We start from the raw sequence: 26,309 nt of genomic DNA, 5'->3' as shown, positions 1-26,309 counted from the left end.
ATAAAAAATAATGCCATAAATTAGAAATTAGGCGCCTTATGTAAATTTAATTTTTGTTGCGTCTTCTTTTTATAGAGCTCTCTATGTTTTTGCTTCGGTTCCCTGATTTTTTTCCTTTTCCAGAACCTCCTTTAAAATCGTTTGAGCGCCTGCGGCCACCAGATTTAAAATCAGGTTTTTTGCCACCTTTATTGAATTTCCCGCCTTTTCGGCCTCCGCCACCGCCGCCGCGTTTTCCACGTCCACCGGTATCTGTGGTTTCTTCAACATTAATAAACCTACCCTGATGTTTAAAGTCTTTAAAAATGCTTAAAACTGCTTCGGTATTTTTTGCATCTGTGTTAAAGAAAGAAAAACTATCTTTTACATCAACTTTATACACATCGTCACGGCCTAAATCTAGTGTTGCTTTAAGGAAGTCTTTTAGACTCATCCAGTCAAAACCATCTTTGGCACCTACATTTATAAAGTATCGGGTAGAATCTCCAGAACCACCTCCATCTGCTGGAGCAGAAGGAGAACTTAAGCCCTGGGAGTTTTTGTAATAATTAAAGAATCGGGTGAATTCTACTGAAAAGAACTTTTTAATAAGTTCTTCTTTGGTAAAATCTTCCAGTACTTCGTTGATGCCCGGTAAATAGGTATCAATTTCGTGGTTAATTTTTGTTTCTTTAATATCGTTTGCCAAATGAAATAATTGCACCCTGCAAATTTCCATCCCATCAGGGATATCTTTTTGCTCAAATTTTTGCTGAATTATACGCTCAATACTTTTTATTTTGCGCATTTCACTTTTGGTAACAATTACCATAGAAACCCCACTTTTACCAGCTCTACCGGTACGGCCACTACGGTGGTTGTAGGTTTCGATCTCGTCTGGTAGTTGGTAATTGATTACGTGTGTAATATCGTCTACATCAATTCCGCGGGCAGCAACATCGGTAGCTACCAACATTTGAATTTGCTTTGTTCGAAAGCTCTTCATAACCAAATCTCTTTGATTTTGGCTAAGGTCTCCGTGCAATGCAGCAGCGCTATAACCATCTTCAATAAGCTTTTCAGCTACTTTTTGAGTATCTCTTTTTGTGCGACAAAAAATCACTGAAAAAATATCTGGATTTGCATCTGCCAGCCTTTTTAGAGCTTCGTAACGTTGTCTTGAATTAACAAGATAGTACTCATGAGAAACATTAGAGGTTCCTTGATTTTTAGAACCTACTGTAATTTCAATAGGAGTACGCATAAATTTTTTGGCAATAGTTGCCACCTCTTTAGGCATGGTAGCAGAAAACAACCAGGTGTGTTTTTCTTTTGGGGTATGGGAAAGAATTGCTTTAATATCTTCAAAGAAGCCCATATTAAGCATTTCATCTGCCTCATCTAAAACGCAAAATTCAATTTTAGAGATGTCTACAAGGTTACGATTTATCATATCCTGCATACGCCCGGGGGTAGCTACAATAATTTGTGCTCCACGCTCAATTTGTCTGGACTGCTCTGTAATACTGGCTCCACCATAAATAGCTACCGGATTAAGTCCTTTTTCAAACTTCGAGTAATTTTTTAATTCGTTGGTAATTTGCAGGCAAAGTTCACGAGTTGGCGAAAGAATTAATGCCTGTGTATGTTTTTTACTTACATTTATTTTCTGGATAAGCGGGAATCCAAAAGCAGCTGTCTTTCCTGTACCGGTTTGGGCCAATGCCACCATATCGGTATCTTCATTTAATAAAACAGGAATCGCTTTCTCCTGTATTTCACTTGGGCTTGTAAAACCCATATCTTCGACTGCTTTAAGAATAGAAGGGTTTAAACCTAATTGTTCAAATTTGTTCATATAAAAAATTAAATAAGCGGCAAAGGTAAGGCTTAGCTGGCAATATATGCCTATCTACTTCTTTTATTTTGAGAGATAGGTAATTAGCTCTTTAAAGGCGATCCCGCGATGGCTAATTTCAGACTTTTCACTTAAGCTCATTTCGGCAAATGTTTTTGAAAAACCTTTGGGTATAAATACAGGATCATAACCAAAGCCCTGGTCTCCACGTTTTTCTAATATGATTTCTCCCTTACAAATTCCTGTAAAAAGATTTTGGTTATCATTTAAGTTTAGGGCTATCGCAGTTTTAAACTGTGCTTTTCTATTTTTTTTGCCTTCTAATTTATTGAGCAATTTAGTGACGTTTGCCTGGTCATTTTTTCCTTCTCCGGCATAGCGGGCCGAGAAAACACCCGGTTCTCCATCTAAGGCATCTACTTCTAAACCGGTGTCATCGGCAAAACAATCATATCCATAGCGGTGCCTAACATGTTCTGCTTTTAAAATAGCATTACCTTCTATGGTATCTGCGGTTTCCGGAATTTCTTCAGTACATCCAATATCATCTAGGGATAATAGCTCAATATAATGTGGTAAAAGTGCCTTTACTTCAATTAATTTATTTTTATTGTGCGTTGCAAATACAAGTTTCATAAGCCAGGTTTTATTTATGGTGATAGGGTTCGTTTTTTAAAATGGTGAAAGCCCTATAGAGTTGTTCGGTAAAAAAGAGTCTTACCATTTGATGAGAAAAAGTCATTTGTGAAAGCGCAACTTTACTATTGGCCCTTTGGTAAACAGCATCAGAAAACCCATAAGGGCCGCCAATTACAAAAATAAGCTGTTTTAATCCGCTGTTTAATCGTTTCTGAATATATTCTGAAAACTTTTCAGAAGAAAACTCTTTTCCGTTTTCATCTAGAAGCACCAGGAAATCTGAATTCTGAGTTTTAGCCAGTATTAATTCACCTTCTTTTTCTTTTTGCTGATTTTCATCTAGATTTTTTGTCTTTTTAAGATCTGGAATAATTTCAATCTCAAATTTATTATAAAACTGAAGTCGTTTTTTGTAAATCTCGATAAGTTGATTTAATTCTCGCTTATCGGTCTTTCCTATACAGAGTAATTTTATGGTCATTCACTAGATTTTACGCAGACTTTGCTACATTTACAAAAATAAGTATTGCAAATGATCTCAAAAGAACAATTTGAAAAAGAAATAAATTTAATTATAAAAAATGCCATTAGAGAGGATGTTGGCGATGGCGATTATAGTTCTTTGGCCTGTATCCCGCCTGACGCCAGGGGAAAGGCTAAATTATTAGTTAAAGATAAAGGGATTATAGCCGGTATTGATTTTGCTTTACAGGTTTTTAAAGAAGTAGACCCTCAATTAGAAGTTGAAGCTTTAATGGAAGACGGCGATGTTATAGAGCCTGGGAATATTGCTTTTTATGTTGAGGGAAACTCGCAATCTATATTAAAAGCGGAAAGGCTGGTTTTGAATGCTATGCAAAGAATGAGTGCCATAGCGACCAAAACCAACACTTTTGTTCGTAAATTAGAGGGTACAAAAACTAAGATTTTAGATACCAGGAAAACCACGCCCGGGATTAGAGCTTTAGAAAAATGGGCCGTAAAAATTGGAGGCGGAGAAAACCATAGATTTGCGTTGTATGATATGGTAATGCTAAAAGATAATCATATAGATTTTGCGGGCGGAATTACAAAAGCTATCAAGAAGACAAATGATTATCTTAAGGAAAATAAACTGGACCTTAAAATTATTGTAGAAGCAAGAAATTTAAAGGAGATTGAAGAAATTCTAAGAAGTGAAGGTGTATACCGTATTTTGATTGACAATTTTAGTTACGAAGATACCCGGCAGGCGGTAAAACTTATTAATGGAAAATGCTTAACCGAATCTAGTGGAGGTATTACGCTTGATACGGCTAGAAAATATGCCGAATGTGGGGTAGATTATATCTCCAGTGGCGCTTTAACCCACTCGGTATATAATTTAGACCTCAGTTTAAAAGCAATATAATGTATGGCGCCCAAAAAAGCCCTTCTATCAAAAATAGAACAATTTTCAAATTGGTGGGAAAATACCACCAAGGGTATGATTCTGCCCGGATTTGATGGCTTGTCTTTTTATGATCTTTGGGAAATTTATTCTGGCGGAATTATAAAAGGAACTTTTTCTACCAGGGCAAGTGCCATTGCTTTTAGTTTTTTTATGGCGCTATTTCCGTTTTTGCTATTTATGCTTAACCTAATTCCCTACATTAATTTTATAGACGATTTTCAGCTGCAATTCCTAATTTTTATGGACTCATTGCTGCCACCCAATACATCAGATTTTTTTAATGATATATTTCTGGATATTGCCAATACCCCGCGAGGTGGCTTACTTTCGTTAGCATTTATCATTTCTATTTTTTTAATGACTAATGGGGTAAATGCCATTTTTACCGGTTTTGAGTTTTCTTATCATACCAATACCAACCGCTCTATTGTAAGACAATACCTTGTAGCAGTTGGGGTTTCGCTTATAATGGCTTTACTATTATTGCTTACCGTTATCCTGGCTGTTTATTTAACTTATGCAATAAACGATTTTAATAATTTAGGAGTAGGTTTTAGCGATTTTAGTGCCGCTTTTGTGAAATACCTGGTTTTTGTGTTGCTTATTTACACAGCAGTGGCTACCCTCTATTATTTTGGCACCAAAGAGGCCCGGCAGGCCCGGTTCTTTTCTATAGGTGCTTTTTTTACTACTTTTTTGATTTTAATTTTTACATATCTTTTTGGATTATATATTGAAAATTTTTCTACCTATAACGAGCTATATGGCTCAATTGGTGCATTATTAATTTTAATGGTATATATCTGGTTAAATTCAAATATATTGCTGTTAGGTTTCGAATTAAATGCATCATTGATAAAAATGAAGAAAAAAATTAAATAACTTAACCACTTAAAACTTAAAGAACATGAAAAAAATAATCTTCTTATTTATTGCTGTTTTCAGCTTACATTCTATTTCAGCACAAACTGAAATAGGGGGTGCAACATTGCCCAATACTTTAAATTTTGGCTCAGAAAAACTAGTTCTTAATGGGGCCGGAGTAAGAGAGAAATTTTGGATGGATATGTATGCCGGTGGACTTTACCTTAAAACCAAATCGGGAAATGCATCCGAAATAATGAATAAAAATGAGGCCATGGCGCTTAAATTGCATATAGTCTCTAAAATGATTACCAGTGAAAGAATGATTGACGCTGTAAACGAAGGTTTTGAAAATGCTACCGGAGGAAATACGGCTCCGCTTTCCGATGAAATCAAGAAATTTATAAGCTTTTTTGAGGAAGAAATCAATAAAGGCGATATTTTTGATTTGGTTTACCTGCCTGAAAGAGGTATGGTAATCTATAAAAATGGAAATGAAAGTGGTACCATTCAGGGATTAGCGTTTAAAAAAGCTTTATTCGGTATATGGCTTTCAAATAAACCAGCCGATAAAGACCTAAAAAAGGGAATGCTGGGTAATGGATAAAAACTGATAAAATGAGAATAAAATTTAACCTGCTTAATCTATTTTTTATTGGAGTTATGCTAATATCTTCAAACTCTAAAGCACAGGAAGTGTTTGGGAAATGGAAAGTAGTGAATGATGAAGGTCGTGTAAATTCTATAGTAGAAATTTATAAAAAAGATAACGCTGTTCATGGTAAAGTTATAAGAATAACAAAAGAAGAAGACCGCGATCGTAAATGCACTGAATGCCCAGGGGAACTAAAAAATAAGCCTATCGAAGGCTTAAATGTTATTCGTGACTTTAAAAAGGAAGGAGATGAGTATGTAGATGGCACTTTAATAGATCCAAAATCTGGAAAGGAATATAAAGGAAAGCTATGGGTTGATGAAGCAGAGCCTAACAAACTTAACGTGAGAGGATATATTGCTTTTTTTTATAAGACTAAAGTTTGGGAACGGGCAGAGTAAGTTTTTAAGAAATTAAATAGTTTAAAAACCATTCTTTTTTTGAGGATGGTTTTTATTTTTGAATAAACTAATCATCGATAAGATTTATGGCCCTTAGGTTGATACGGTGGTTAGTTGGCTTATGTCTTGTAGTTTTTGTAAGGTAGTTTATGCTACTATCATGATTCAAATATGTCGGGGCTTGCACCCTTGTTAATTAAAACACTTAATACCTCGTAGGTTTTCCTTCAGGTTATTTATTTATTATGTATGCCGTATTTTATAGATGTTATTTTACCATTGCCTTTACAAAAGCGTTTTACCTACGCAATTTCTGAAGCTGAAGCTAATTTTCTACAAGAAGGAATGCGCGTAGCCGTGCCATTTGGTAAATCTAAAATTTATACAGCGATTACGGCTGCAATTCATCAAAATCCACCACAGGTTTATGAGGCTAAACCTATAAATCAAATCTTAGATAAGGCACCTTTAATCACCAATCATCAATTAAAATTTTGGAACTGGATTGCGTCTTATTATATGTGTGCCGAGGGTGAGGTGTTAAAAGCAGCATTACCTGGGGCTTTTTTATTGGAAAGTGAAAGTATTGTGCAACTCACCAAAGAAGCAAATATTGAAGAAACGGAATTAAAAGACGAAGAATACCTGGTAATTGAAGCTCTGCAACGTCAATCCTCGATAAAAATTCAGGAAGTAGCAAAGATTCTGGATAAGAAAAATGTATTACCTATTCTTAATGAGCTTGTACAGAAAGGCTTGGTGTTGCTTAACCAGGAGATTTATGAACAATATAAACCAAAGAAAATACGCTATGTTAGATTAAATTCGGTGTATGACAATGAAGCTAATATGCATAGGCTTCTTGATGAACTTGAGAATGCACCAAAACAAAAAGAAGCTTTATTAAGTTACTTTAGCCTTAAAGCACAACATAAGAAGCCTTTAAAAGCGAAAGAGCTTAGTGATAAATCTGGTGTTTCTGCAGCAATTATTAAAAGTTTGATTAAAAAAGAAATCCTTGAGGAATTTTATAAAAAAACCGATAGGGTATCTTTTGAAGAAGAAAGCTCTTTAACTAATATCAAGCTGAGTGAAATGCAACAGAAAGCATTTTCGGAAATTGAAGCTGGTTTAGTAGAGCAGGATGTATGTTTGTTTCATGGGGTAACCTCTTCTGGAAAAACTGAAATTTATATTAAGCTCATTGAAAAGGTAATTGACAAGGGGCAGCAAGCGCTTTATGTTTTACCTGAAATTGCATTAACAACGCAACTTATAGATAGATTAAGGGCTTATTTTGGGGATAAAGTTTTGGTTTATCATAGCAAGTATTCAGTTAATGAAAGGGTAGAGGTATATCAGCATATTTTGCAGGATTCGGAAAAAGCCCGTATAGTAATAGGAGCGAGATCATCAATATTTTTACCCTTTGCTAATTTAGGTTTGGTTGTGGTAGATGAAGAGCACGAAACCTCTTTTAAACAATTTGATCCGGCACCGCGTTATCACGCCCGGGATGCTGCGGTGGTTTTGGCGAAATTATTTAAAGCAAAAATTATACTGGGGTCTGCCACCCCCTCCTTAGAATCTTATTTCAACGCGCAACATCATAAATATGCTTTTGTAGAATTAAACCGAAGGTATGCGAATGTTTTAGATCCTGAAATTGAAATTGTAGATATAAAAACTAAATATAAGAAGAAGGAGATGAAAGGGCATTTTTCCGATAGAATGCTTACTGAAATTAAAGATACCCTGGATGGGGGAGAACAGGTTATTTTGTTTCAAAACCGAAGAGGGTTTTCCCCGGTTCTTGAATGCAATACCTGCGGGCATTCTCCGCAATGTCCCAACTGTGATGTAAGTTTAACCTATCATAGCCATAATAATCAATTGCGATGTCATTACTGTGGTTACCATATTGCTATGCAAAAAAAATGTATGGCATGCGATAGCCCCGAAATTACAACTAAAGGCTTTGGGACCGAGCAAATTGAAACCGAACTAAAAGCCATTTTTCCCGATTATAAAACGGCAAGAATGGATCAGGATACTACCCGGGGGAAGTATGCTTATGAAAAATTGATTAATGCTTTTGAGCAGCAGGAAATAGATATTTTAATTGGTACTCAAATGCTTTCTAAAGGACTTGATTTTAGAAAGGTAAATCTCGTAGGGGTTATGAATGCCGACAATTTGTTGAATTTCCCCGATTTTAGGGCTCATGAGCGTAGTTTTCAATTAATGTTGCAAGTTGCCGGAAGAGCAGGAAGAACAAAGAAGCGTGGAAAGGTTTTAATTCAGAGTTATAACCCTCATCACCAAATTATTCAACAAGTTTCGACGGGAGACTATTCCGGGATGTATAAAGATCAGCTGGAGGAACGCTATAATTATAAGTATCCACCGTTTCATCGCTTAATTAGAATTACACTTAAGTGCAGGGACTATTCTAAAACAAACGATGCTGCTGAATGGCTGGCCACAGGAATGAAAAATGTTTTTAAAGAAAATGTATTGGGACCTGAATTTCCTCCTGTTGCACGTATTAGAAATGAATACTATAAGAATATTTTACTTAAAATCCCACAGCAGCAATCCTTAGGGAAAACAAAAAAAGTCCTGCAACGAATTATGGAAAGCTTTAGGGCTATTGGTGCTTTTAGAAGTGTAAAAGTTGTGATTAACGTAGATCCTATATAGGTTAAGTTGGATAGACTTTCTATAATTAGGAAACTAAGAACCATTTTTAGAAAATCTGGTTTATTAAAAAGTTAAAGCAATAAGGACTTGCTTAGTTTTTTTTTTTTTTTTAAATATTTTCTGAAATTGTACTGCGTTAATTTATTCGTTTATAGAGGTTTATACCGGTACCTTAGGGATTCTAGGATTTGAATCAGAATTAAAAAATCTATTTAATGTCTTTTGGGCTTGCCAGCGGTAAATTTACTGAATAGCACTTAAGGCTTCTACCAGATTTGTTTTTTTATGACGACTAAGCGGTAATTTTTGTTTGTCTATCTCTATATTTTTAGAGTTATAGCGTTCAATTTTATCTAAATTAACTATGTAAGATTTGTGTGTTCTAAGAAACTTGTTAGTAGGTAGTTGTTCCTCAAATGATTTCATAGTAGCGAGCACTACAAAATTTTCTTTTTCAGTTACAAATTTCACATAATCTCCAAGAGCCTGGATATACTTTAATTTATTTAAAAAGACCTTACGATTTTTGAGGTTGCTTTTTACAAAAATATAATCATCATCTTCAGGGGCAGAAGCAATTTGATGCTTTAGCTTATAAAGGTTTATGGCTTTATTAACCGCATTGTTAAAACGTTCTTTCGTTACCGGTTTGTGAATGTAATCTACTGCATCATAATCAAATGCTTTAAAAGCATATTGTGTTTTTCCAGTTACAAAAATAATTTGCGGTTTATTGGGAAGGTCATCTAAAAGTTCAAAACCTGTTAACACCGGCATTTCGATATCGAGAAATATTAGATCAATTTCGTTATCAAGAAGGCCGTTTTTAGTTTCAATAGCATTGTTATACTCCGCTACAAGTTCTAAGTTAGCATGATCTTTAATCAACTTTACAATAGCTAGGCGCTGTAAGCTGGAATCGTCAACAACAAGGCATTTGAGTAAAATTTCTTCCACGGTAATTCAGGTTAAGTAGAAACAATATTAAACATAAAATATCGTAATTACAAGATAAACTTAGTATAAGTTAAGATTAATTTAAGAATTTTTCTAACCTATATCTCTAATTTTTAACTCATATTTTATCCATATAAAAAGCAATAATAGCAATAAATTTCATATAAATTAGAATAGCAGAAAATAGCATTCATTTAATAAGGTTAAATTAAGTAAGCCTGGATCTAGGTTAGAGCTCTAAAAATATCATTTGATTCCTTATTATTTTTAAGAAGGAAATTTACTTTAGAAGTATGCTTTGAGAAAAGAAATAAATAAGTTACTTTTGCAGCCAATTTAATTTAAAGTAAATTTTTATGAACACTTATGAAACTGTTTTCATCTTGAATCCCGTTTTATCTGATGAGCAGATAAAGGAGACAGTTCAGAAATACGAAGAATTTCTTGTTTCTAAAGGGGCCGAGATGGTATCTAAAGAAGATTGGGGGCTTAGAAAATTAGCCTATCCAATTCAGCACAAAAAAAGCGGATTTTACCATCTGTTTGAATTTAAAGCTCCAGGAGAGGCTATAGAGCCATTGGAACTTGCTTTTAGAAGAGATGAGCGTATGATGCGTTACCTAACTGTAAAGTTAGATAAGCACGCTATCGCCTGGGCTGAAAAAAGAAGAAATAGAAGACAACAAGAAAAAGCGTAAGTATGGCTACATCTATTGAACAACAAGCAAAAGGAAAAAAAGATGGAGAGATTAGATATCTTACTCCTCTTAATATAGAGACAAGCAAAACGAAAAAGTATTGTCGTTTTAAAAGATCTGGAATTAAGTATATAGATTATAAAGATCCGGATTGGTTAATGGGCTTTGTTAACGAACAAGGGAAACTTTTACCTCGTCGTTTAACAGGTACCTCTTTAAAGTACCAAAGAAAAGTGGCTGTTGCTGTTAAAAGAGCGCGTCATCTTGCGTTAATGCCATATGTTGGTGATTTATTAAAATAAAAAGAAGCAATTATGGAATTGATACTTAGAAAAGACGTAGATAATTTAGGGTTTAAAGATGATGTTGTAAACGTTAAAAATGGTTACGGCAGAAATTATCTTATTCCTCATGGGTATGCACATCTTGCTACTCCTTCTGCTAAAAAAGTTTTAGCAGAAACCCTGAAGCAAAGAGCTTATAAAGAGCAAAAGCATATCGATGAAGCTAAAAAGCAGGCAGAAAAACTTAATAATGTAGAGATTAAGTTAACTGCTAAAGCTGGTGCCGGAGACAAATTATTTGGATCTATTACTAATGGCGATCTTGCTGAGGCTTTTGCTAAGGAAGGAATTGAAATCGACAAGAAATTTATTAGCATCGCAGGTGGAAACATCAAGAGATTGGGACAGTATGAAGCAACTTTACGTTTTCATCGTGAGGTAGTTACTACTTACAATTTTGATGTAGTATCTGAAGCTTAATTTATTTTATAATAAAGTTGAAAGCCCGCTCAAGTAGTGGGCTTTTCTTATTTTAATGAGCCCCCTATTGTAATTGAGGTTTCGGGGTATTATTTTCGTCAAGCTAACCTGGTTTTGACTCTTAAAAAGCATAGAGGTGCAACCCAGTTAGCCGCTAAAACAAATTTAAGATGACGATTTTGTAGATTTATAATAATTTTTTTGAAGATGAAATATTCCAGATTAACCAAAGAGCAGTTTGAAGAAATGAAGCAGGAATTTATAAATTTCCTTGCTTCGCAATCTATTACTGCGGATGAATGGGAGAATATAAAAAAAGACCAGCCAAAAGTTGCAGAGCAGGAACTTGATGTTTTTAGTGATCTTATTTGGGAAGGTGTTTTGAATAAAGTAGAGTACCTGGAGCATTTTTCAGCCAATCAAATCTATCTATTTCATATAACAGAGGTGAGTATTCATCTTATTGCTATAAAGATTGAGCACGAGGGGGTAGATCTTACTACAAGAGAAGGTTATAGTTGGTTGCAAACTAACTTGCTGGATGAATCTGTGAATATATACACCTCTTCTAAAGCTTTAAGTGATGATAGGAACAAAGATATATTTGCGCTTATAAAACAGGGGAGCAATATTACTAAGGGCGAATTATTTAAGTATTTTGATAGAATGGTGGAGAAGTAGATTTGAAAAAATGATGTATGAGGAAATGTTTCTTTTTTTAAGCAATTGATCTTCTTAAACATTGTCTATTGAAAGTATTTAAGATTGAAATAACAGGGCAGACTTTTTTGAGTCTGTCTTTTTTTTTTAAGTATAACCAACTGTAATTTAATATTACACCTCAAAAATTGGTTGTGAATTGAAATATTAGTTTGATTTTAAACTAAAAGTATCTAATCACTATACAGGCCTGGTCAAGGTTTTATTGCCTAAACTATTGCCCCCTCCGCTTAATTTTATTGGTCATCAAACAGAAAGATATATTGGAATTCTATTTTGAAGTGGAGTAAAATATTTAGAAAGTTTTTCTGCATATAAAACTTATTGCGGTTGTATATATGCATCAAAGATCTTGTTTAACGAATTATTTATAATGTACTTTTAAATAGTTACAAAAATCAATCTCGATATAGGTTCTTGAATAAAACTTATTTGTTAAAATAGAGATATATGTAGGGAACAGGGTTTATTGGCTTTTAGAAATAGCTTAAACACCATTAGCTAGCGAATCAGTAGAATACTTTCAATGCAAAAATAAAAGCCTTTAGAGCACAATTAAGAGGAGTAAGAAATACCGAGTTCTTCCTATTTAGACTCGAAAAATTATTTGCTTAAAAAAGCAAAAACCCAGAAAATGTTCTTGATCCCCCATTTTGATTATGCGGGACTAGTATAAAAAATAAAAGCTCCACATTTTTGTGGAGCTTTTATTTCTTTGTAGCGAGAACGAGATTTGAACTCGTGACCTCCGGGTTATGAATCCGACGCTCTAACCAACTGAGCTACCTCGCCATTTTCTTGTTAGCCGGCTATTGGCCTGACTTAACGAGCATTTTCACCAAAATGTGATTGCGGGTGCAAATATATAAACATTTTGTATTGACGCAAACTTTATTTTCTAAAATATTTATTTTGTTTTCTTTTTATCCTTCTAATTAATATCTATATTGCCCAAAACTAATTATATCTAAAAATGGAAGATAAGATCAAGTACGAAATGGAATTTCCCATTCAAGCTTCTCCTTCATTGTTATACCAATATATATCAACTCCTTCAGGATTAAGCGAATGGTATGCAGATAATGTAAATTCACGAGGTGAATTATTTACTTTTATTTGGGAAGGAAGTGAAGAAAAAGCCAAATTGGTAAGTAAAAAGAGCGATGAACGTATAAAATTTAAGTGGTTGGACGATGAAGATACTCCATATTTTTTTGAAATAAGAATACAGGTAGATGAAATCACTAAAGATGTTTCTATAATGATTACTGATTTTGCCGATGATGAAGATGAAGTTGAAGAGGGAAAGATGCTTTGGGAAAATATGATTTCAGATCTAAAACACGTTTTAGGATCAGTTTAATATTTCTAAGATAAACATTACATTTGCCCCGTTCTAAAACGGGGTTTTTTTATGATAAATATAAACGGAAAATTAGTAGCAGAGAATCAAGCATCACTTTCTATAGCGAATCGAGGATTTGCCTATGGAGATGCTGTTTTTGAAACCATTCGGGTAATTAATGGAAAGGTAATGTTTTGGGAAGATCATTACTTTAGGTTAATGGCTTCTATGCGTATTATGCGAATGGAAATTCCCGCGAGTTTTTCTCCCGAATTTTTAGAAAAGGAAATATTGAATTTAGTAAAAGAAAACGGACTGGATACTCACGCCGCTCGTGTAAAGTTTTCTGCATTTCGTAAAGAAGGCGGATATTATAAGCCTACCACACGTGAAATTGGTTTTATTATAACTGCCGAAGAACTCCAAAATGCTTTTTATTTATTGAATGAAGAGGATTATGAAGTAGAGCTCTTTAAAGACCATTACATTACCAGTGGTCTATTTTCTACAATAAAATCTAATAATCGTGCTATTAATGTATTGGGCAGTATTTTTGCTTCAGAAAATGGATATGAAAACTGCTTTTTAATCAATGAAAAGAAAAATGTTGTAGAAGCTCTTAATGGAAACCTTTTTCTTAGAAAAGGTGATAAGATTAAAACTCCACCGCTTTCAGATGGTGCTTTAAACGGAATTACCAGAAAAAAACTTTTAGAGATAATAAAAACTCTACCAGATTTAAGTATAGAAGAAGCTTCTATCTCTCCATTTGAACTTCAGAAAGCAGACGAATTATTTATAACAAATGTTATTTGCGGTATTCAACCTGTTACAAAATATCGTAAGAAAAAATTTGAGAACAAATCGGCTAAGGATTTACTTTCAAAGTTAAATGTAAAGGCAAGATTGGGTTAATTATAACTTGGGTTTTCTGGAGCATTAGACCATAAAAGGTATTCGCCTCCTAATTGCATCATCTTGTCTTTCCAAAAAGAACCATAAGGACGTTCAATAATGTCTTTGGTGTCATCATTTGTAGTAATTATCCAGGCATGTGAATCGAGCTCTTCACTTAATTGATTGGCATCCCAGCCAGAATAGCCTAAAAAGAAACGTATTTCTTTCTCGCTTATAAGCCCTTGCTGAATAAGTTCGGTAACGACCTCAAAGTTGCCACCCCAATAAATCCCGTTGGCTATTTCTATACTTTGCGGAATAAGGTCCGGGATTTTATGAATAAAGTATAGGTTGTCTTGTTCTACAGGTCCGCCGTTGTATATTTTGAAGTTACCGGAAAGATTGGGAACAAGGTCTTGTAGGGTGAAGTCTAAAATTTTATTAAGTATGAAACCAACCGAACCTGCATTAGAATGCTCGGCGAGCAATACCACAGATCGGTTGAATGCAACATCTCCAATTATCGATGGTTCTGCTACCAATAGATGGCCTTTGGTTGGTTTTAAAGCAATCATTTTAGCATTGTTTTACTCTAAGCTACCATTATTTGAAAAAAAAATCAAATAAAATGCTAAAATTTTTCATTAAAAAAGCCTCCCAAATGGGAAGCTTTTAGTGCTTTACTAATTTAAATTATTAGTTTACAGCTTTTTGTAAATCTGCACCGGCTTTAAATTTAACTACATTTTTAGCAGCAATTTTAATAGTTTTTCCGGTTTGTGGGTTTCTTCCTTCTCTTGCAGCTCTTTTAGAAACTGACCAAGATCCAAATCCTACTAAAGAAACGCGATCTCCTTTTTTAAGAGAACCTTCTACGTTTTCTAAGAAAGATTCTAGTGCTTTTTTAGCTGCTGCTTTAGAAATACCAGCATTTTCGGCCATTGCGTCAATTAAATCTGTTTTGTTCATAATTTGAATTTTAAATAAACTGTTGGTTAAACATTCTGTTAAATTGCCTTACAAATTTATATGGAATTCTCGGCCGTGCAAGTAATATCAAGGGAAATGCAGGATTTTGTTAATAAGTCGGGCATTTTGTTGATAAAGAAGTCTCCATTTAGTTGATTTTCTTCCGTTTCAATAACCATAAGGGCTTAGAAGAATTTCGCCTCTTTTAGAAAGACATAACCATTTAAAAGTGATTTAACATCCATTTTTCTTTTTCCGGGGAGTTGTAATTCTTCAATTATTAAATAGCCATCTTTCACAGCTACTTTCAGCTTTTTGTCTTCAATGAGAATACTACCATTTTCTAAGTTATGATCGTAATTTTCTTTTTTACATTGATAGATCTTAACCTTTTCGTCTTTTTTGCCATTAAAAAAATAAGACCACGCGGCCGGATAAGGATTAAGTCCGCGTATTAAATTGTAAATTTTATCTAAAGAGTCGTTCCAGTTAATTTTGGTATTTTCCTTAGTTAGTTTGGGGGCTTCTTTTAGTACTAAATTAAGCGGCTGTGGGGTAGGGGTTACATTTCCTTTTTCAATTAGTATTAGTGTTTCCACCACCAGGTGAGCCCCTAAATCCATTAGCTTATCATGTAATTCGCCTACGGTTTCTTCTGTATCTATATTCACTTCCTTCTGAAGAATCATTGCGCCTGTATCAATTTTTTCATCCAGAAAAAAAGTAGAAACCCCTGTTTTTGGCTCATTATTAATAATCGCCCAGTTAATTGGTGCTGCACCTCTGTATTGCGGAAGCAGCGAAGCGTGAAGGTTGAAAGTTCCAAGTTTTGGTAAATCCCAAACCGCTTTAGGTAGCATTCTAAATGCAACTACCACCTGTATGGTTGGGTTTAAAGCTTCTAAATCTTCAAGAAAACTTTTATCCTTTAAATTGGTAGGCTGCAAGAGTTTTAATCCTTTATCTTTTGCAAATTTTTTTACAGCACTTTCCTGTACTTTTCTACCACGACCCGCTGGCCTATCGGGAGCGGTAATTACACCTACCACATTATACCCAGCTTCTAATATGCTACTTAAACTTGCAACAGCAAAGTCTGGTGTTCCCATAAATACTATTCTTATTTCACTCATCAATTTTTTATTTTATAGATACTCCCCGTTTCTCTGATAATTATTTCTTTGTCTATTAATAGGCGTAAAACCTCTAAAACCTGATTTTCAGGGTAATTTATTGCTTCAGTTAGTTCCCGGGATGAAGCATTCTTAATTTTTAAAACTTTTGTAATCGCTATATAAATAGCATTTTTAACTTCTCGTGTTAGCGGTGTTACGTTTTTTTGGCATACAGAACAAATTTTACAGTCTTCTGCTTTTTCTTCTCCAAAATAGGCTAGAAGTTGTCTGCTTCGGCATAAATTGTCGTTTTCCAAATAATCTAATACCGCATCTATTTTTTCTTTTTTAGAATTATTATATTGTTTTATATAGGGTGCGAGTGGAAAAATAACCGAATCATCTTCCCGCGGTACCAAAAATAAAACCGTAGCATCATGTTCGGTATATACGTATTCCAATAGTTGAGCCTTTTCAAGTTCTTCAAGGTATTTAAGTGCTGTATTTTGATCTATACTCGATTTTTTACAAATTGAAGCCAGGTCTATATTGGTTTTATTCTCTAAAATTCCACCATAGGTCCTAAGAAGTGCACGAACAAATTCTTCATATTTTTGATTTTGATCTAAGTAAAACTGAAGCTGCTTTCCTGAAACGCTAAAATGGATACTGGTTTTTTTATGGAATTCTTTAGAAAGCTTCAAAATACTACAGCGGTCCAAGAGTTGAAGAACTTCGTAAGTTTTTGAAAACGGTAATTCGTATTGAGCACAAAATTTGGAAAAGCTAAAGTTGTGCTCGGTTTGTTCACCCTCGCCATAAGCTATCCTAAAATAAGTGTTTAGTTTTTTATAGACCAGTTTTACATCTTCCAATTGGGGTAAATTTGCCAAAAACTGACTCTTTAAAACCGGAATATCACCTTTATTGGTTAAAATAGTGGCAACCGCTTTTTTCCCATCTCTTCCGGCTCTTCCGGCTTCCTGAAAATAGCTTTCTAAAGATTCTGGGAGATTTAGATGAATAACCTGGCGTACATCGGCTTTATCTATTCCCATACCAAAAGCAGTGGTGGCTACCATGATTTGGTGTTTGTTTTCCAGCCATTCATTAAGTCTTCGGGTCTTTTCATTTGGCTGTAAACCACCATGAAACGCATCAGCACTATAGCCCTTTTTATTTAAAAAACCGGCAATTTCAAGACTTGCTTTTCGGCTTCTAACGTAAATTATTGCCGGTTCATTCTTAGTTTTTAGTAGCTTACTAAGATGGTAGTATTTGTCTTCCGCTTTTAATACATTATAAGCAATATTTGCCCTATAAAAAGAGTCTTTAAGTACATCTATATTTTCTAGCTCTAACTCTTTTATAATATCTTTTACAACTAAAGGGGTTGCAGTGGCTGTTAGTGCTATAAATACCACCCCAGGTTTTAAATCTTTTAATAGGCAAATATTTCGGTAAGCCGGCCTAAAATCATGACCCCACTGTGAAATACAATGTGCTTCATCTACGGCAATTAGATTGACGTTCATCAATTTAATACGCTCCTGCACCAGGTTTTGTTGGAGTCTTTCAGGCGATAGATAAAGAAATTTGTAATTTCCGTAGATACAATTATCCAGGGCGGTATCAAGATCCTGGTAAGTCATTCCCCCGGTTAAAGCCATGGCTTTTATTCCCTTTTGCTGAAGGGCATTTACCTGATTTTCCATTAAGGCCACTAACGGCGAGACCACGATGCATATTCCTTCCTGTAATAAAGCCGGGATTTGAAAACAAAGTGATTTTCCGCCCCCTGTTGGCATTAGTGCCAGGACATTCTTTTGCTTAAGGACTTTTGCTATTATAGGTTCCTGTAACGATCTAAAGGACGAATGTCCCCAATATTTTTTTAATATGTAATGTGCGTCTTGCAAATAGTTTATTCAATTTGATTTAATATAAATTGAACTCTTTCTTTAATTGAAGTTTTTGGAACCTCAATGGGGCTATAACCATATTTCTTATAGGTTTCAAAAAGGTGTTTTGAAATTAAACTAGCTTCTTTAAAAGATTCGTAACGCTCGTTATCACTTTGGTAAATTTCTTCCCAGGGTGGTAAAAAGAATATTTTATCGTAAGGATACTCTTTACAGGCATTGGTGAAATATGCTGAATATGCTGTATTGAAATAATCCATATACGCCAGTACATCTGGAATACCGCGATCTATAAAGATAGGGGAAGTAGAAATCATATCGGCTTCCCGATGCTGTATTTTTCTTCCTTCCAGTAATTTTTCACTAAAAAGTACGGGCTTTTCCAGAAATAACTGAGAAATCCCTTGCTTTTGCGCTTCTAGGGTAACCTGTCTTGAAATTTCATGTAGACATTCATGCCCGTGTTTTTCAAGTTGGCGAATGATAGAAGATTTTCCTGTACCGGGGCCACCGGTTATTACTATTTTTTGCTTTTTCACGCTTCAAATTTCGACATTTGAAATTGATTATAAAAATGTTTGCAATCCTTGTATCTTTGCAAACTAAATTTAAGTTAGAAAGCTATGAGTGGAACGAAAGATCAGGAAGAGTTTTACAGTAAATTAAAAAGTCAATTACAGGATACCTCGCTATGGCCAACCGAATATTTATATAAGTTTATAGTGCCAGCTAATTCTAATCGCATAGAAAAGATTGAAGAGATTTTTGATAATATGGGAGCGGTAATTACTACCAAAAAATCTAAAAAGGGAACTTATATTAGTGCATCAATTAATGTTCGTATGAGAAATCCCGATGCAGTTATTGAAAAATATAAGGAAGTGGCAGCAAAGGTAGAGGGTGTAATTTCCCTATAATTCTTATAAATTTTAAAACGAGAATTTTTAAATTTGCCTTTTAGCATTTGAAGTTTCTGTCTTTTTAAATTATTAATTTTTTATCTATCTCGATAATATTTAGTACTTTGCCGTTCTCAACTATCACAGGCGAATTTATAAAAGGAGAGCCTGAGAGGCATTAAATGGAAGAAATTTGATTTTGAAACAAACTTCAAGGTGTTTAAGTCTCGATTATCGAATAAAGTATTACCATATAAATTTCAATTTTGACACACGCATTAGAATATAACTCTGAAAGGAGCCACTTAATTATTCCTGAATACGGGAGACATCTTCAAAAAATGGTGGAAAAAGCCGTTGAGATAGAGGACGATAAAGAACGTAACCAGGTTGCAAAATCTATAATTTCTGTAATGGGAAATATGAATCCACATCTACGCGATGTGCCCGATTTTCAGCATAAACTATGGGACCAGTTATTTATAATTAGTGATTTTAAACTCGATGTGGAATCACCTTTTCCCAAGCCCAGTAAAGAATTGTTGGAAGAGCGTCCCGAGATGTTAGATTATCCACAAAATTTCCCGAAATATCGTTTCTACGGAAATAATATCTACCGAATGATAGATGAAGTTAAAGACTGGGAAGAGGGACCTTTAAAAGAAGGTTTGGTTTTAACAATAGCCAACCATATGAAAAAGTCTTATCTAAACTGGAATCGTGATACGGTAGAAGATAGTATTATTTTTGAACACCTTAGAGAACTTAGTGGTGGTAAAATTAACCTTAAAAATGCCGATGAAGACCTTAGTGATGCTTCAAATTTAATTAGAAATAAAAAGAAACACAGCGGTAAAAGCAATCATTCTAAAAAGTCCAACCGTAAAGGAGGATCCGGACGTAAGCGCTACTAAAAAAACATTTTACTTTCATGGGAACTTTCCAAATTGAAGGCGGGCAGCAACTTAGTGGAGAAATTCAGCCACAAGGAGCCAAAAACGAAGCCCTGCAAATTCTTTGTGCCGTATTATTAACCTCTGAAGAGGTAGTAATTAATAATATACCAGATATTCTGGATGTAAATAAACTGATTAAACTTCTTGAAAATCTTGGAGTTAAAATTAAAAAACTAGGAAAAGGTAGTTACTCTTTTAAGAGTGACGATCTCGATTTAGACTATTTAAGCAGTGCACAGTTTAAAATAGATGGTAGTGGGCTTAGAGGATCTATTATGATTGTTGGCCCTTTATTGGCCAGGTTCGGTAAAGGATTTATTCCAAAGCCGGGAGGTGATAAAATTGGGCGAAGAAGGCTAGATACCCATTTTGAAGGATTTATAAAACTAGGAGCTCAATTTAGATATAATAAAGAAGAACGTTTTTATGGGGTTGAAGCTCCAAACGGACTAAAAGGAGACTTTATGCTCCTGGAAGAAGCATCGGTTACCGGTACAGCCAATATTGTGATGGCGGCTGTTCTTGCCAGTGGTACTACTACTATTTATAATGCTGCTTGTGAACCTTATTTACAACAACTTTGCGCCATGCTTAATGCCATGGGGGCAAAGATAAGTGGTGTAGGTTCTAATCTCTTAACTATAGAAGGTGTAGATTCTTTAAAAGGTTGTGAACACCGCATCCTTCCCGATATGATTGAGATAGGATCGTGGATAGGCCTGGCAGCAATGACTAAGAGCGAAATTACCATAAAAGATGTTCGCTGGGATATGTTAGGTATTATTCCAACTACTTTTAGAAAATTGGGAATAACTATTGAACGGAAAGGGGACGATATTTTTATCCCTGCACATACCAATGGTTATGAAGTACAAAGCTTTATCGATGGTTCTATAATGAATATTAGTGATGCGCCATGGCCAGGGTTTACTCCAGATTTACTTAGTATTTTGCTGGTAGTGGCTACACAAGCGCGTGGTAGTGTACTTATTCACCAAAAAATGTTTGAGAGTCGTTTGTTTTTTGTTGATAAGCTCATTGATATGGGGGCAAAGATTATTTTATGTGATCCGCACCGTGCAACCGTAATTGGGCACGATTTCCAGTCTCAGTTAAAAGCTACTACTATGACTTCGCCAGATATTAGGGCGGGTATTTCTTTACTTATAGCTGCGCTTTCTGCCAAAGGAACATCTACTATCCATAATATAGAACAAATAGATAGAGGCTACGAAAATATAGAAGAACGCCTTAAAAATATTGGTGCTAGAATAAAGCGAATAGCCTAGAGCTTTCAAAGCTGAAATAAAAAATCCGGATAATTTATATAATCATCCGGATTTTTTTATGCTTAATGTTTAACTTTTTAGGCTTCAGTTTTTGCCTTTTTCTTGCTCTCTTTATAATGAAAAAGATTGTGCTCTTTAATCATCTTTGTGGTTTTTTCAGGCAACATATCTTCCCAACCTTCTTTACCTTCATTAATCATTTGTAATACTTCCCTGGAGTAAATGTCAAGGATTTCAGGATTGTAATTTTTAATATCCTCAACCCTGCCATTGTATTTAAAGAATTTATATAATTCCTTCATTCTTGGGTGAACTTTTAGGTTGTCACTGGTAGTAATTTCGCCTGTTTCAGGATCTTTAAGAGGGTAGAGGTAAACCTTAAGGTCTTTAAAGAATAATTTTCCAAAAGCTTCCAGGATCCCACCACTTAAGTGCCTGTAATACTTTTCATCAAATACATCAATAAGGTTATTTACTCCCATACTTAATCCCATTCGTTGTTTTGAATATCTTGAGAAATATTCAACTACACGATAGTATTCCTGGAAGTTAGATATCATTACGGTTTGTCCCAGGGAGCATAAAAGCTCTGCCCTGTCCATAAAATCACGTTCATCTATTTCACCCTCAGCCCTTAAGTTAGAAAGTGTGATTTCAAAAATAACTTCGGTGTTTTCTTTTTCAACCTTACTTTCCTTTAAAAATAGCTCGAGCGAACGCTCATACATATCCATATTAACCTTGGTTACGGGTCTAAAACTTCCGCGAAATGCCAGGATATTTTTTTTGTATAAAATTTTGGCCGGAAGTACGTTATTCCCATCGGGAGCAAACATAACGGCATCTGTCATCCCGTTTTTTACTAATTGTAGGCTCATTAAGCGGTTGTCTACCCCTTCAAACCTGGGGCCACTAAAATTTATAGTATCAATTTCTATTTGATCTTTGTCTATATGATCGTATAAGTAGCGTAATAATTTTTTTGGATTATCATATTTGTAATAAGCACCATATATAAGATTCACGCCCAATATACCTAAGGTATTTTGCTGATGTCTTGCATCATTTTCGTGAAATCTTACGTGTAAACTAATTTCATTATAATCTTCTTCAGGCCTTACCTGATATTTAATTCCTACCCAACCATGGCCTTTATATTTTTTGGCAAAGTCTATGGTCGCCACGGTGTTGGCATAGCTAAAGAATAGTTTATTAGGATGTTTTTCACGGGAAATTCGCTGTTCTATTAAGCCAATTTCGTGAGAAAGCATTTTTTTTAATCGGGCTTCAGTTACATATCTTCGATCGTTTTCAACTCCATAAATTGCATCACTAAAATCTTTATCATAAGCGCTCATGGCTTTCGCAATAGTACCCGAAGCACCACCTGCCCTGAAAAAATTTCTCACAGTTTCCTGCCCGGCACCAATTTCAGAAAAAGTTCCGTAGATGTTTTCATTTAAATTAATGCGTAGCGCTTTACTTTTTATAGAGGGAACATTTTCAAATTCCTTATCGCCCATTATTGTAATTGGCATAATTTCTTCTTTAAGTGTGATTTCTTTTTTGTGTATACCAAAGGTACTAAAAACAGTAGGGTATAGAAAAAAATAATCTTTACTTTTGCAGCAAAACATGTAATTCTTGGAAGTAATTTTTTTAGGCACTGGCACCTCTCAGGGAATCCCAATAATTGGTAGTAAGCATCCGGTATGTCTTAGTAAGAACCCTAAAGACAAACGCTTACGTGTATCGGTTTTAGTTAAGTGGGAGGGCAATAATATACTTATAGATTGTGGCCCCGATTTTAGGATGCAAATGTTGGCAAACCCTATAGAAAAACTAGATGCCATATTATATACCCATGAGCATAACGACCATACTGCCGGTTTAGATGATATTAGGCCTTTCTTTTTTAGGCAGGGAGATATTCCGGTTTTTGCCCATAAACGTGTATTAAATTCACTGAGAAAACGCTTTGAATATATTTTTACTTCTACCAATAAGTACCCCGGTGCTCCAGGTGTAATTGAAAATGAAATTGAAAACAAACCTTTTTTCTTTAATGATTTAAAAATTATTCCAATAGATTATAAACATAATCGTTTGCAGGTTTATGGTTTTAGACTTAAAGATTTTGCTTATCTCACAGATCTAAAATCTATTGAAGAAAAAGAAATTCAAAAACTGGATGGTGTAAAAGTATTAGTAGTTACGGCTTTACGAATAGAACCACATCATTCTCATCTAAACCTGGAAGAAGCTCTGGCTTTTATTGATCGGGTTAAGCCAGAACGAGCTTACTTAACACATATAAGCCATTTACTTGGCTTTCATGACCAAGTACAGGAAAAGCTTCCTGAAAATGTTTTTTTAGCTTACGATAATCTTGAAATCACTCTTTAATATGCGCAAAAATTTAGTACTCTATCTTTTTATTTTTTCTCTTTTGTTTACCATTTTTATCTATGTGAACGATAAAAAAATACTGGATTCTAGAGATGAAACTATTAAGGAATTGAAAAGCGAGGTGGAGCGGCTTGAGTTTGAAAATGATTCTTTAGCTGAAGAAAACGAAGGAACAGCTTATTTTTCTTTGCTCGATAATGAAGATGCGATGAGCTATTTTGAAAACAGGGGAATAGAGGCAGCAACTATTGCCGAAACTATAGAGAATGAACTGATAAGCCAAAATAAGGTAGATAATGATAATGCTTTTGTTCCTTTTGCCGGGATGGAAGGCAGTATGCGTATCAACAAAATCAAGATTTTAAACCATAAATGGATCATCGCCGACTTTACCGATGGAAAGTATTGGGGCGAGGTGTTTTTTACCTACGAGGTAGATGAAAAAGGAAAATTAAACCTTACTGCAGAAAAATCGTTTTTATACCCTGTAAATTAGATTCTCTTTTTAAGCCATTCCCGTAATTCAAAGAAATTTTGCGGGGCTACTCCGTGACCCACCGGAAATTCTGAATAGCTGTTTTCAATATTAAGCGTGTCTAAAACAGGCTTGGTTTTACGGGCCCATTCTACAGGTATAACCTGATCTACCGAACCGTGAGAACAATAAAACGCCAGGTTAGAAAAATCGTTTTTCTCGAACCCCGGTTTTAGTATTCCTTCGTTAATATAACCGCTTAACGCAACTATATTTTTAACCTTATTGGGGTAGGAGAGTGCTACGGCATAGCTTAAAATGCTACCCTGGCTAAAGCCTAAAAGTGTCACATTTTTAGCATCTAACTGGTAGGCTTCAACAGCTTCATCAATAAAATCAACTATTTTCTCACGAGATTCTTTGGCTTGTTCATCATCGCTAAATTTACCTTCCTGGTTATCCCAGTGAATCGCATACCATGCGTTTCCATAAGGCTGCATTGCGTAAGGCGCTTTTACTGAAACCACAAATAATTCATCGGGTAATTCTTCAGCAAAAGAAAAGAGATCTTTTTCATCGCTTCCATATCCATGCAACATTAAAAGCAATGGTGGATTTTCTGAAGCTATTTTAGGTTTTCTAATAAGATGTTGAAGGGAAAGTTCTTTGGTATTCATTTATTGTATTGTACTAAACCATTTTTGAAAATAAGTACCAAGAATTGGTACTTCCTTTTGTTCGCCCTGTATTGCCATTACCAGCCCATAAATACCCAAAACGGCAATAAAAACATAAAAGGCCGATGTAATTAGCCAGCTGTCAAATAAACCAACCAAAACTCCCAGCACGTAAAAAGTAATATGGATACCAAAGGCCTGCCTTATGTGAAATGAAGCAAAAGGGTTTTTATGGTCATTATTCATGAAATAGGCTATTATTGTACCAATAATTGTAACATAGGCCACTATAGCCGCCGTTTTTCCTTCTTCGACCACTGTTTTCATAACTATTAATTTGTAAAACAAAGATATTAAATTTAGCCCGGAATTATAAACCGAAATCTCCCGTTTTAGTAATTATACCAAAGGCTTTACCTTTAAGCGAATAAGATTTAAATATACTGTTTTGCGAGGTTGAAAAAATATGAGCTTCAGTAAATTTATATTGCTTGTCTGGATCAAACAATGTTAAATCGGCAACATTTCCTTCTTCTATTGCTACATCTTTTAAACCAAAACGTTGTTTTCCTTTAGTTAAGATTTCAATCACTTCTTCAGTAGAAAACAAAGTATTTAGGGCACCAAATGCAGATTCCAGGCCAATAGTGCCATATAGTGCATTGTCAAATTCTACTTTTTTGTTTTCAGAGTCGATAGGGTTGTGGTCACTGGTAACCATATCTATAGTGCCATCTTTTACACCTGCAATTAAAGCTTCAGTATCTTCTTTTATTCTTAGGGGTGGTAAAACCTTGGTATTGGTGTCAAAATCCTGTAGGAGTTCATCGGTGAAAATAAGGTTATGAACGGCAACACTACAGCTAACGTCCAAACCTTTGTTTTTGGCCTCCCTAATGAGTGCTACAGATTTTTTTGTTGAAATAGTCGGGATATGTATTTTACCACCGGTATACTCCAATAAATAAAGATCTCGAGTAATTTGCAGCTCTTCTGCTAAATTAGGAATTCCCTTTAACCCTAACGAAGTACTACTTTGTCCTTCATTTACCATTCCTTTTCCCGCAATGCGATTTTCTTGAGGGAAGGATTGTACAAGCGCATCAAAATTTTGTGCATATTGAAGTGCTATCTTAAGTAAATTTGGGTTTTTAATGGGGCTTTTATAATCGCCAAATGCTACTGCACCGCCTTGTTTCATATCATAGAGCTCGGCAAGATCCACACCTTCTCCTTTTAGGCTAAGCGCACCTATAGGAAATAGCTTAACCGGGTGATGGGCCGCCTTGGATTTAACCGATGTTATTGCCCCGTTATTATCAATAACCGGAGCAGTATTGGGGTTTAAAGCAATACTGCTAAAACCACTTTTAGCAGCAGTGTCTAATCCGTTTGCTATGGTTTCCCTTTCTTCAAAACCGGGTTCCCCAAAGCTAACACTACTATCAAACCATCCTCTGGAAACATGAAGATTCTTTTTGTCTATTAGCTTATCGACCGTGGTGGAAATCTCTTCTGCAATCTCTTTAATTATTCCGTTTTCAATTAAAATGTCTTGTTTTTTATTGTGGTAAACCGATTGCTTATCGATGATAGTGGCCGATTTTAATAGTAGTCTCATTTCTTTATAAATTTAATCCCAAATCGGGAATTTTATTACGGGCTTATAACCTAATTCCTGTATAG

Annotated in this window: 29 protein-coding genes and 1 tRNA gene; 16 read left to right on the top strand and 14 right to left on the bottom strand. The window is 34.9% G+C overall.

The window, feature by feature from the left end:
• Positions 1-46 precede the first annotated feature (46 nt).
• From I6U49_RS00915 to rlmH, 3 genes are all read right to left on the bottom strand, one after another.
• Entirely contained in the window at positions 47-1,837 is a 1,791-nt protein-coding gene (locus I6U49_RS00915; protein ID WP_198627223.1) for a DEAD/DEAH box helicase, read from the bottom strand.
• 63 nt (positions 1,838-1,900) lie between these two features.
• A complete protein-coding gene (locus tag I6U49_RS00910; RefSeq protein ID WP_198627222.1) occupies positions 1,901-2,473 on the bottom strand; it encodes a non-canonical purine NTP diphosphatase in 573 nt (190 codons plus the stop codon).
• 10 nt (positions 2,474-2,483) lie between these two features.
• A complete protein-coding gene (gene rlmH / locus I6U49_RS00905; RefSeq protein ID WP_198627221.1) occupies positions 2,484-2,957 on the bottom strand; it encodes a 23S rRNA (pseudouridine(1915)-N(3))-methyltransferase RlmH in 474 nt (157 codons plus the stop codon).
• 51 nt (positions 2,958-3,008) lie between these two features.
• Between rlmH and nadC the strand changes: the two genes are divergently transcribed.
• The 5 genes from nadC to priA all read left to right on the top strand — a co-directional run bounded on the left by nadC (position 3,009) and on the right by priA (position 8,531).
• A complete protein-coding gene (nadC, locus tag I6U49_RS00900; protein WP_198627220.1) occupies positions 3,009-3,866 on the top strand; it encodes a carboxylating nicotinate-nucleotide diphosphorylase in 858 nt (285 codons plus the stop codon).
• A gap of 3 nt (positions 3,867-3,869) precedes the next feature.
• Complete coding sequence (locus I6U49_RS00895) at positions 3,870-4,790, top strand: YihY/virulence factor BrkB family protein (protein ID WP_193709625.1); 921 nt, start codon at positions 3,870-3,872, stop codon at positions 4,788-4,790.
• A gap of 25 nt (positions 4,791-4,815) precedes the next feature.
• On the top strand, positions 4,816-5,379 hold the full coding sequence (locus tag I6U49_RS00890; protein WP_198627219.1) for a chalcone isomerase family protein: 564 nt from the start codon (positions 4,816-4,818) through the stop codon (positions 5,377-5,379).
• Between the two features lie 11 nt (positions 5,380-5,390).
• A complete protein-coding gene (locus I6U49_RS00885; RefSeq protein ID WP_227740267.1) occupies positions 5,391-5,828 on the top strand; it encodes a DUF2147 domain-containing protein in 438 nt (145 codons plus the stop codon).
• A 249-nt stretch (positions 5,829-6,077) separates the two neighbouring features.
• Positions 6,078-8,531 carry a replication restart helicase PriA gene (priA, locus tag I6U49_RS00880; protein WP_198627218.1) on the top strand — a complete coding sequence of 818 codons (2,454 nt, stop codon included), beginning with the start codon at positions 6,078-6,080 and terminating at the stop codon, positions 8,529-8,531.
• A gap of 243 nt (positions 8,532-8,774) precedes the next feature.
• On the opposite strand, the gene I6U49_RS00875 is transcribed toward priA, so the two are convergent.
• The gene (locus I6U49_RS00875; protein WP_193709622.1) at positions 8,775-9,488 is read right to left on the bottom strand and encodes a LytR/AlgR family response regulator transcription factor; all 714 of its coding nucleotides are present in this window, start codon (positions 9,486-9,488) and stop codon (positions 8,775-8,777) included.
• Between the two features lie 356 nt (positions 9,489-9,844).
• On the opposite strand from I6U49_RS00875, the gene rpsF reads away from it, so the two are divergent.
• From rpsF to I6U49_RS00855, 4 genes are all read left to right on the top strand, one after another.
• On the top strand, positions 9,845-10,186 hold the full coding sequence (rpsF, locus tag I6U49_RS00870) for a 30S ribosomal protein S6 (protein WP_075327083.1): 342 nt from the start codon (positions 9,845-9,847) through the stop codon (positions 10,184-10,186).
• Positions 10,187-10,188: 2 nt separating this feature from the next.
• Positions 10,189-10,488, top strand: a complete 300-nt coding sequence (gene rpsR / locus I6U49_RS00865) for a 30S ribosomal protein S18 (RefSeq protein WP_193709621.1) — start codon at positions 10,189-10,191, stop codon at positions 10,486-10,488.
• Between the two features lie 12 nt (positions 10,489-10,500).
• Complete coding sequence (gene rplI, locus I6U49_RS00860; RefSeq protein WP_198627217.1) at positions 10,501-10,950, top strand: 50S ribosomal protein L9; 450 nt, start codon at positions 10,501-10,503, stop codon at positions 10,948-10,950.
• Positions 10,951-11,157: 207 nt separating this feature from the next.
• Positions 11,158-11,631: a DUF6495 family protein gene (locus tag I6U49_RS00855; protein ID WP_198627216.1), complete on the top strand. Its 474-nt coding sequence runs from the start codon at positions 11,158-11,160 to the stop codon at positions 11,629-11,631.
• A 757-nt stretch (positions 11,632-12,388) separates the two neighbouring features.
• On the opposite strand, the gene I6U49_RS00850 is transcribed toward I6U49_RS00855, so the two are convergent.
• Positions 12,389-12,462, bottom strand: a tRNA-Met gene (locus tag I6U49_RS00850).
• Positions 12,463-12,643: 181 nt separating this feature from the next.
• Between I6U49_RS00850 and I6U49_RS00845 the strand changes: the two genes are divergently transcribed.
• Both I6U49_RS00845 and I6U49_RS00840 read left to right on the top strand, forming a co-directional pair.
• Complete coding sequence (locus tag I6U49_RS00845) at positions 12,644-13,033, top strand: START-like domain-containing protein (RefSeq protein WP_193709618.1); 390 nt, start codon at positions 12,644-12,646, stop codon at positions 13,031-13,033.
• Between the two features lie 51 nt (positions 13,034-13,084).
• Positions 13,085-13,930 (top strand): aminotransferase class IV, encoded by an 846-nt coding sequence (locus I6U49_RS00840; RefSeq protein ID WP_198627215.1) that lies wholly within the window; start codon positions 13,085-13,087, stop codon positions 13,928-13,930.
• Here the strand turns inward: I6U49_RS00840 and I6U49_RS00835 are convergent.
• The 5 genes from I6U49_RS00835 to I6U49_RS00815 form a co-directional block, all read right to left on the bottom strand.
• A complete protein-coding gene (locus I6U49_RS00835) occupies positions 13,927-14,487 on the bottom strand; it encodes a YqgE/AlgH family protein (protein WP_193709616.1) in 561 nt (186 codons plus the stop codon). The two genes, I6U49_RS00840 and I6U49_RS00835, sit on opposite strands and share 4 nt — an antisense overlap.
• Before the next feature lie 121 nt (positions 14,488-14,608).
• Entirely contained in the window at positions 14,609-14,881 is a 273-nt protein-coding gene (locus tag I6U49_RS00830; RefSeq protein WP_057483012.1) for an HU family DNA-binding protein, read from the bottom strand.
• A gap of 185 nt (positions 14,882-15,066) precedes the next feature.
• Positions 15,067-16,014 (bottom strand): methionyl-tRNA formyltransferase, encoded by a 948-nt coding sequence (fmt, locus tag I6U49_RS00825; RefSeq protein ID WP_198627214.1) that lies wholly within the window; start codon positions 16,012-16,014, stop codon positions 15,067-15,069.
• On the bottom strand, positions 16,014-17,915 hold the full coding sequence (locus I6U49_RS00820; RefSeq protein ID WP_198627213.1) for a RecQ family ATP-dependent DNA helicase: 1,902 nt from the start codon (positions 17,913-17,915) through the stop codon (positions 16,014-16,016). Before I6U49_RS00820 ends, fmt begins: the two co-directional genes overlap by 1 nt.
• 5 nt (positions 17,916-17,920) lie before the next feature.
• On the bottom strand, positions 17,921-18,457 hold the full coding sequence (locus I6U49_RS00815) for an AAA family ATPase (protein WP_198627212.1): 537 nt from the start codon (positions 18,455-18,457) through the stop codon (positions 17,921-17,923).
• An 84-nt stretch (positions 18,458-18,541) separates the two neighbouring features.
• Here I6U49_RS00815 and I6U49_RS00810 point away from each other — a divergent pair, with 84 nt between their 5' ends.
• The 3 genes from I6U49_RS00810 (at position 18,542) to murA (ending at position 21,062) form a co-directional block, all read left to right on the top strand.
• The gene (locus tag I6U49_RS00810; RefSeq protein ID WP_193709612.1) at positions 18,542-18,835 is read left to right on the top strand and encodes a DUF493 family protein; all 294 of its coding nucleotides are present in this window, start codon (positions 18,542-18,544) and stop codon (positions 18,833-18,835) included.
• Positions 18,836-19,083: 248 nt separating this feature from the next.
• Positions 19,084-19,731 carry a DUF4290 domain-containing protein gene (locus tag I6U49_RS00805; RefSeq protein ID WP_198627211.1) on the top strand — a complete coding sequence of 216 codons (648 nt, stop codon included), beginning with the start codon at positions 19,084-19,086 and terminating at the stop codon, positions 19,729-19,731.
• A gap of 17 nt (positions 19,732-19,748) precedes the next feature.
• A complete protein-coding gene (gene murA, locus I6U49_RS00800) occupies positions 19,749-21,062 on the top strand; it encodes a UDP-N-acetylglucosamine 1-carboxyvinyltransferase (RefSeq protein ID WP_198627210.1) in 1,314 nt (437 codons plus the stop codon).
• Positions 21,063-21,139: 77 nt separating this feature from the next.
• Here the strand turns inward: murA and I6U49_RS00795 are convergent, their stop codons facing one another.
• Positions 21,140-22,600 carry a TonB-dependent receptor gene (locus tag I6U49_RS00795; protein WP_193709609.1) on the bottom strand — a complete coding sequence of 487 codons (1,461 nt, stop codon included), beginning with the start codon at positions 22,598-22,600 and terminating at the stop codon, positions 21,140-21,142.
• Between the two features lie 106 nt (positions 22,601-22,706).
• Here I6U49_RS00795 and I6U49_RS00790 point away from each other — a divergent pair, with 106 nt between their 5' ends.
• Both I6U49_RS00790 and I6U49_RS00785 read left to right on the top strand, forming a co-directional pair.
• Complete coding sequence (locus tag I6U49_RS00790) at positions 22,707-23,468, top strand: MBL fold metallo-hydrolase (protein WP_198627209.1); 762 nt, start codon at positions 22,707-22,709, stop codon at positions 23,466-23,468.
• 1 nt (position 23,469) lies between these two features.
• Positions 23,470-23,967: a hypothetical protein gene (locus I6U49_RS00785; protein ID WP_193709607.1), complete on the top strand. Its 498-nt coding sequence runs from the start codon at positions 23,470-23,472 to the stop codon at positions 23,965-23,967.
• Here I6U49_RS00785 and I6U49_RS00780 read toward each other — a convergent pair.
• The 3 genes from I6U49_RS00780 to I6U49_RS00770 are packed head-to-tail and all read right to left on the bottom strand — an operon-like array spanning position 23,964 to position 26,244.
• Positions 23,964-24,623: an alpha/beta hydrolase gene (locus tag I6U49_RS00780; protein ID WP_198627208.1), complete on the bottom strand. Its 660-nt coding sequence runs from the start codon at positions 24,621-24,623 to the stop codon at positions 23,964-23,966. The two genes, I6U49_RS00785 and I6U49_RS00780, sit on opposite strands and share 4 nt — an antisense overlap.
• On the bottom strand, positions 24,624-24,950 hold the full coding sequence (locus I6U49_RS00775) for a DUF4870 domain-containing protein (RefSeq protein ID WP_198627207.1): 327 nt from the start codon (positions 24,948-24,950) through the stop codon (positions 24,624-24,626). It lies immediately after the preceding gene.
• A 43-nt stretch (positions 24,951-24,993) separates the two neighbouring features.
• On the bottom strand, positions 24,994-26,244 hold the full coding sequence (locus I6U49_RS00770; RefSeq protein WP_198627206.1) for a dihydroorotase: 1,251 nt from the start codon (positions 26,242-26,244) through the stop codon (positions 24,994-24,996).
• Between the last annotated feature and the right edge of the window lie 65 nt (positions 26,245-26,309).

Origin of the sequence: Salegentibacter maritimus, assembly GCF_016236915.1 — a bacterium.
GTDB lineage: Bacteria > Bacteroidota > Bacteroidia > Flavobacteriales > Flavobacteriaceae > Salegentibacter > Salegentibacter maritimus.
Note: the sequence above shows the minus strand (reverse complement) of the source record. Positions and strands in the feature narration are given on the sequence as shown.

Coding starts and splice junctions, on each gene's coding strand:
- I6U49_RS00915 (WP_198627223.1), bottom strand. CDS start 1,837: ATGAACAAATTTGAACAATTAGGTTTAAACCCTTCTATTCTTAAAGCA.
- I6U49_RS00910 (WP_198627222.1), bottom strand. CDS start 2,473: ATGAAACTTGTATTTGCAACGCACAATAAAAATAAATTAATTGAAGTA.
- rlmH (WP_198627221.1), bottom strand. CDS start 2,957: ATGACCATAAAATTACTCTGTATAGGAAAGACCGATAAGCGAGAATTA.
- nadC (WP_198627220.1), top strand. CDS start 3,009: ATGATCTCAAAAGAACAATTTGAAAAAGAAATAAATTTAATTATAAAA.
- I6U49_RS00895 (WP_193709625.1), top strand. CDS start 3,870: ATGGCGCCCAAAAAAGCCCTTCTATCAAAAATAGAACAATTTTCAAAT.
- I6U49_RS00890 (WP_198627219.1), top strand. CDS start 4,816: ATGAAAAAAATAATCTTCTTATTTATTGCTGTTTTCAGCTTACATTCT.
- I6U49_RS00885 (WP_227740267.1), top strand. CDS start 5,391: ATGAGAATAAAATTTAACCTGCTTAATCTATTTTTTATTGGAGTTATG.
- priA (WP_198627218.1), top strand. CDS start 6,078: ATGCCGTATTTTATAGATGTTATTTTACCATTGCCTTTACAAAAGCGT.
- rpsF (WP_075327083.1), top strand. CDS start 9,845: ATGAACACTTATGAAACTGTTTTCATCTTGAATCCCGTTTTATCTGAT.
- rpsR (WP_193709621.1), top strand. CDS start 10,189: ATGGCTACATCTATTGAACAACAAGCAAAAGGAAAAAAAGATGGAGAG.
- rplI (WP_198627217.1), top strand. CDS start 10,501: ATGGAATTGATACTTAGAAAAGACGTAGATAATTTAGGGTTTAAAGAT.
- I6U49_RS00855 (WP_198627216.1), top strand. CDS start 11,158: ATGAAATATTCCAGATTAACCAAAGAGCAGTTTGAAGAAATGAAGCAG.
- I6U49_RS00845 (WP_193709618.1), top strand. CDS start 12,644: ATGGAAGATAAGATCAAGTACGAAATGGAATTTCCCATTCAAGCTTCT.
- I6U49_RS00840 (WP_198627215.1), top strand. CDS start 13,085: ATGATAAATATAAACGGAAAATTAGTAGCAGAGAATCAAGCATCACTT.
- I6U49_RS00835 (WP_193709616.1), bottom strand. CDS start 14,487: ATGATTGCTTTAAAACCAACCAAAGGCCATCTATTGGTAGCAGAACCA.
- I6U49_RS00830 (WP_057483012.1), bottom strand. CDS start 14,881: ATGAACAAAACAGATTTAATTGACGCAATGGCCGAAAATGCTGGTATT.
- fmt (WP_198627214.1), bottom strand. CDS start 16,014: ATGAGTGAAATAAGAATAGTATTTATGGGAACACCAGACTTTGCTGTT.
- I6U49_RS00810 (WP_193709612.1), top strand. CDS start 18,542: ATGAGTGGAACGAAAGATCAGGAAGAGTTTTACAGTAAATTAAAAAGT.
- murA (WP_198627210.1), top strand. CDS start 19,749: ATGGGAACTTTCCAAATTGAAGGCGGGCAGCAACTTAGTGGAGAAATT.
- I6U49_RS00795 (WP_193709609.1), bottom strand. CDS start 22,600: ATGCCAATTACAATAATGGGCGATAAGGAATTTGAAAATGTTCCCTCT.
- I6U49_RS00785 (WP_193709607.1), top strand. CDS start 23,470: ATGCGCAAAAATTTAGTACTCTATCTTTTTATTTTTTCTCTTTTGTTT.
- I6U49_RS00780 (WP_198627208.1), bottom strand. CDS start 24,623: ATGAATACCAAAGAACTTTCCCTTCAACATCTTATTAGAAAACCTAAA.
- I6U49_RS00775 (WP_198627207.1), bottom strand. CDS start 24,950: ATGAAAACAGTGGTCGAAGAAGGAAAAACGGCGGCTATAGTGGCCTAT.
- I6U49_RS00770 (WP_198627206.1), bottom strand. CDS start 26,244: ATGAGACTACTATTAAAATCGGCCACTATCATCGATAAGCAATCGGTT.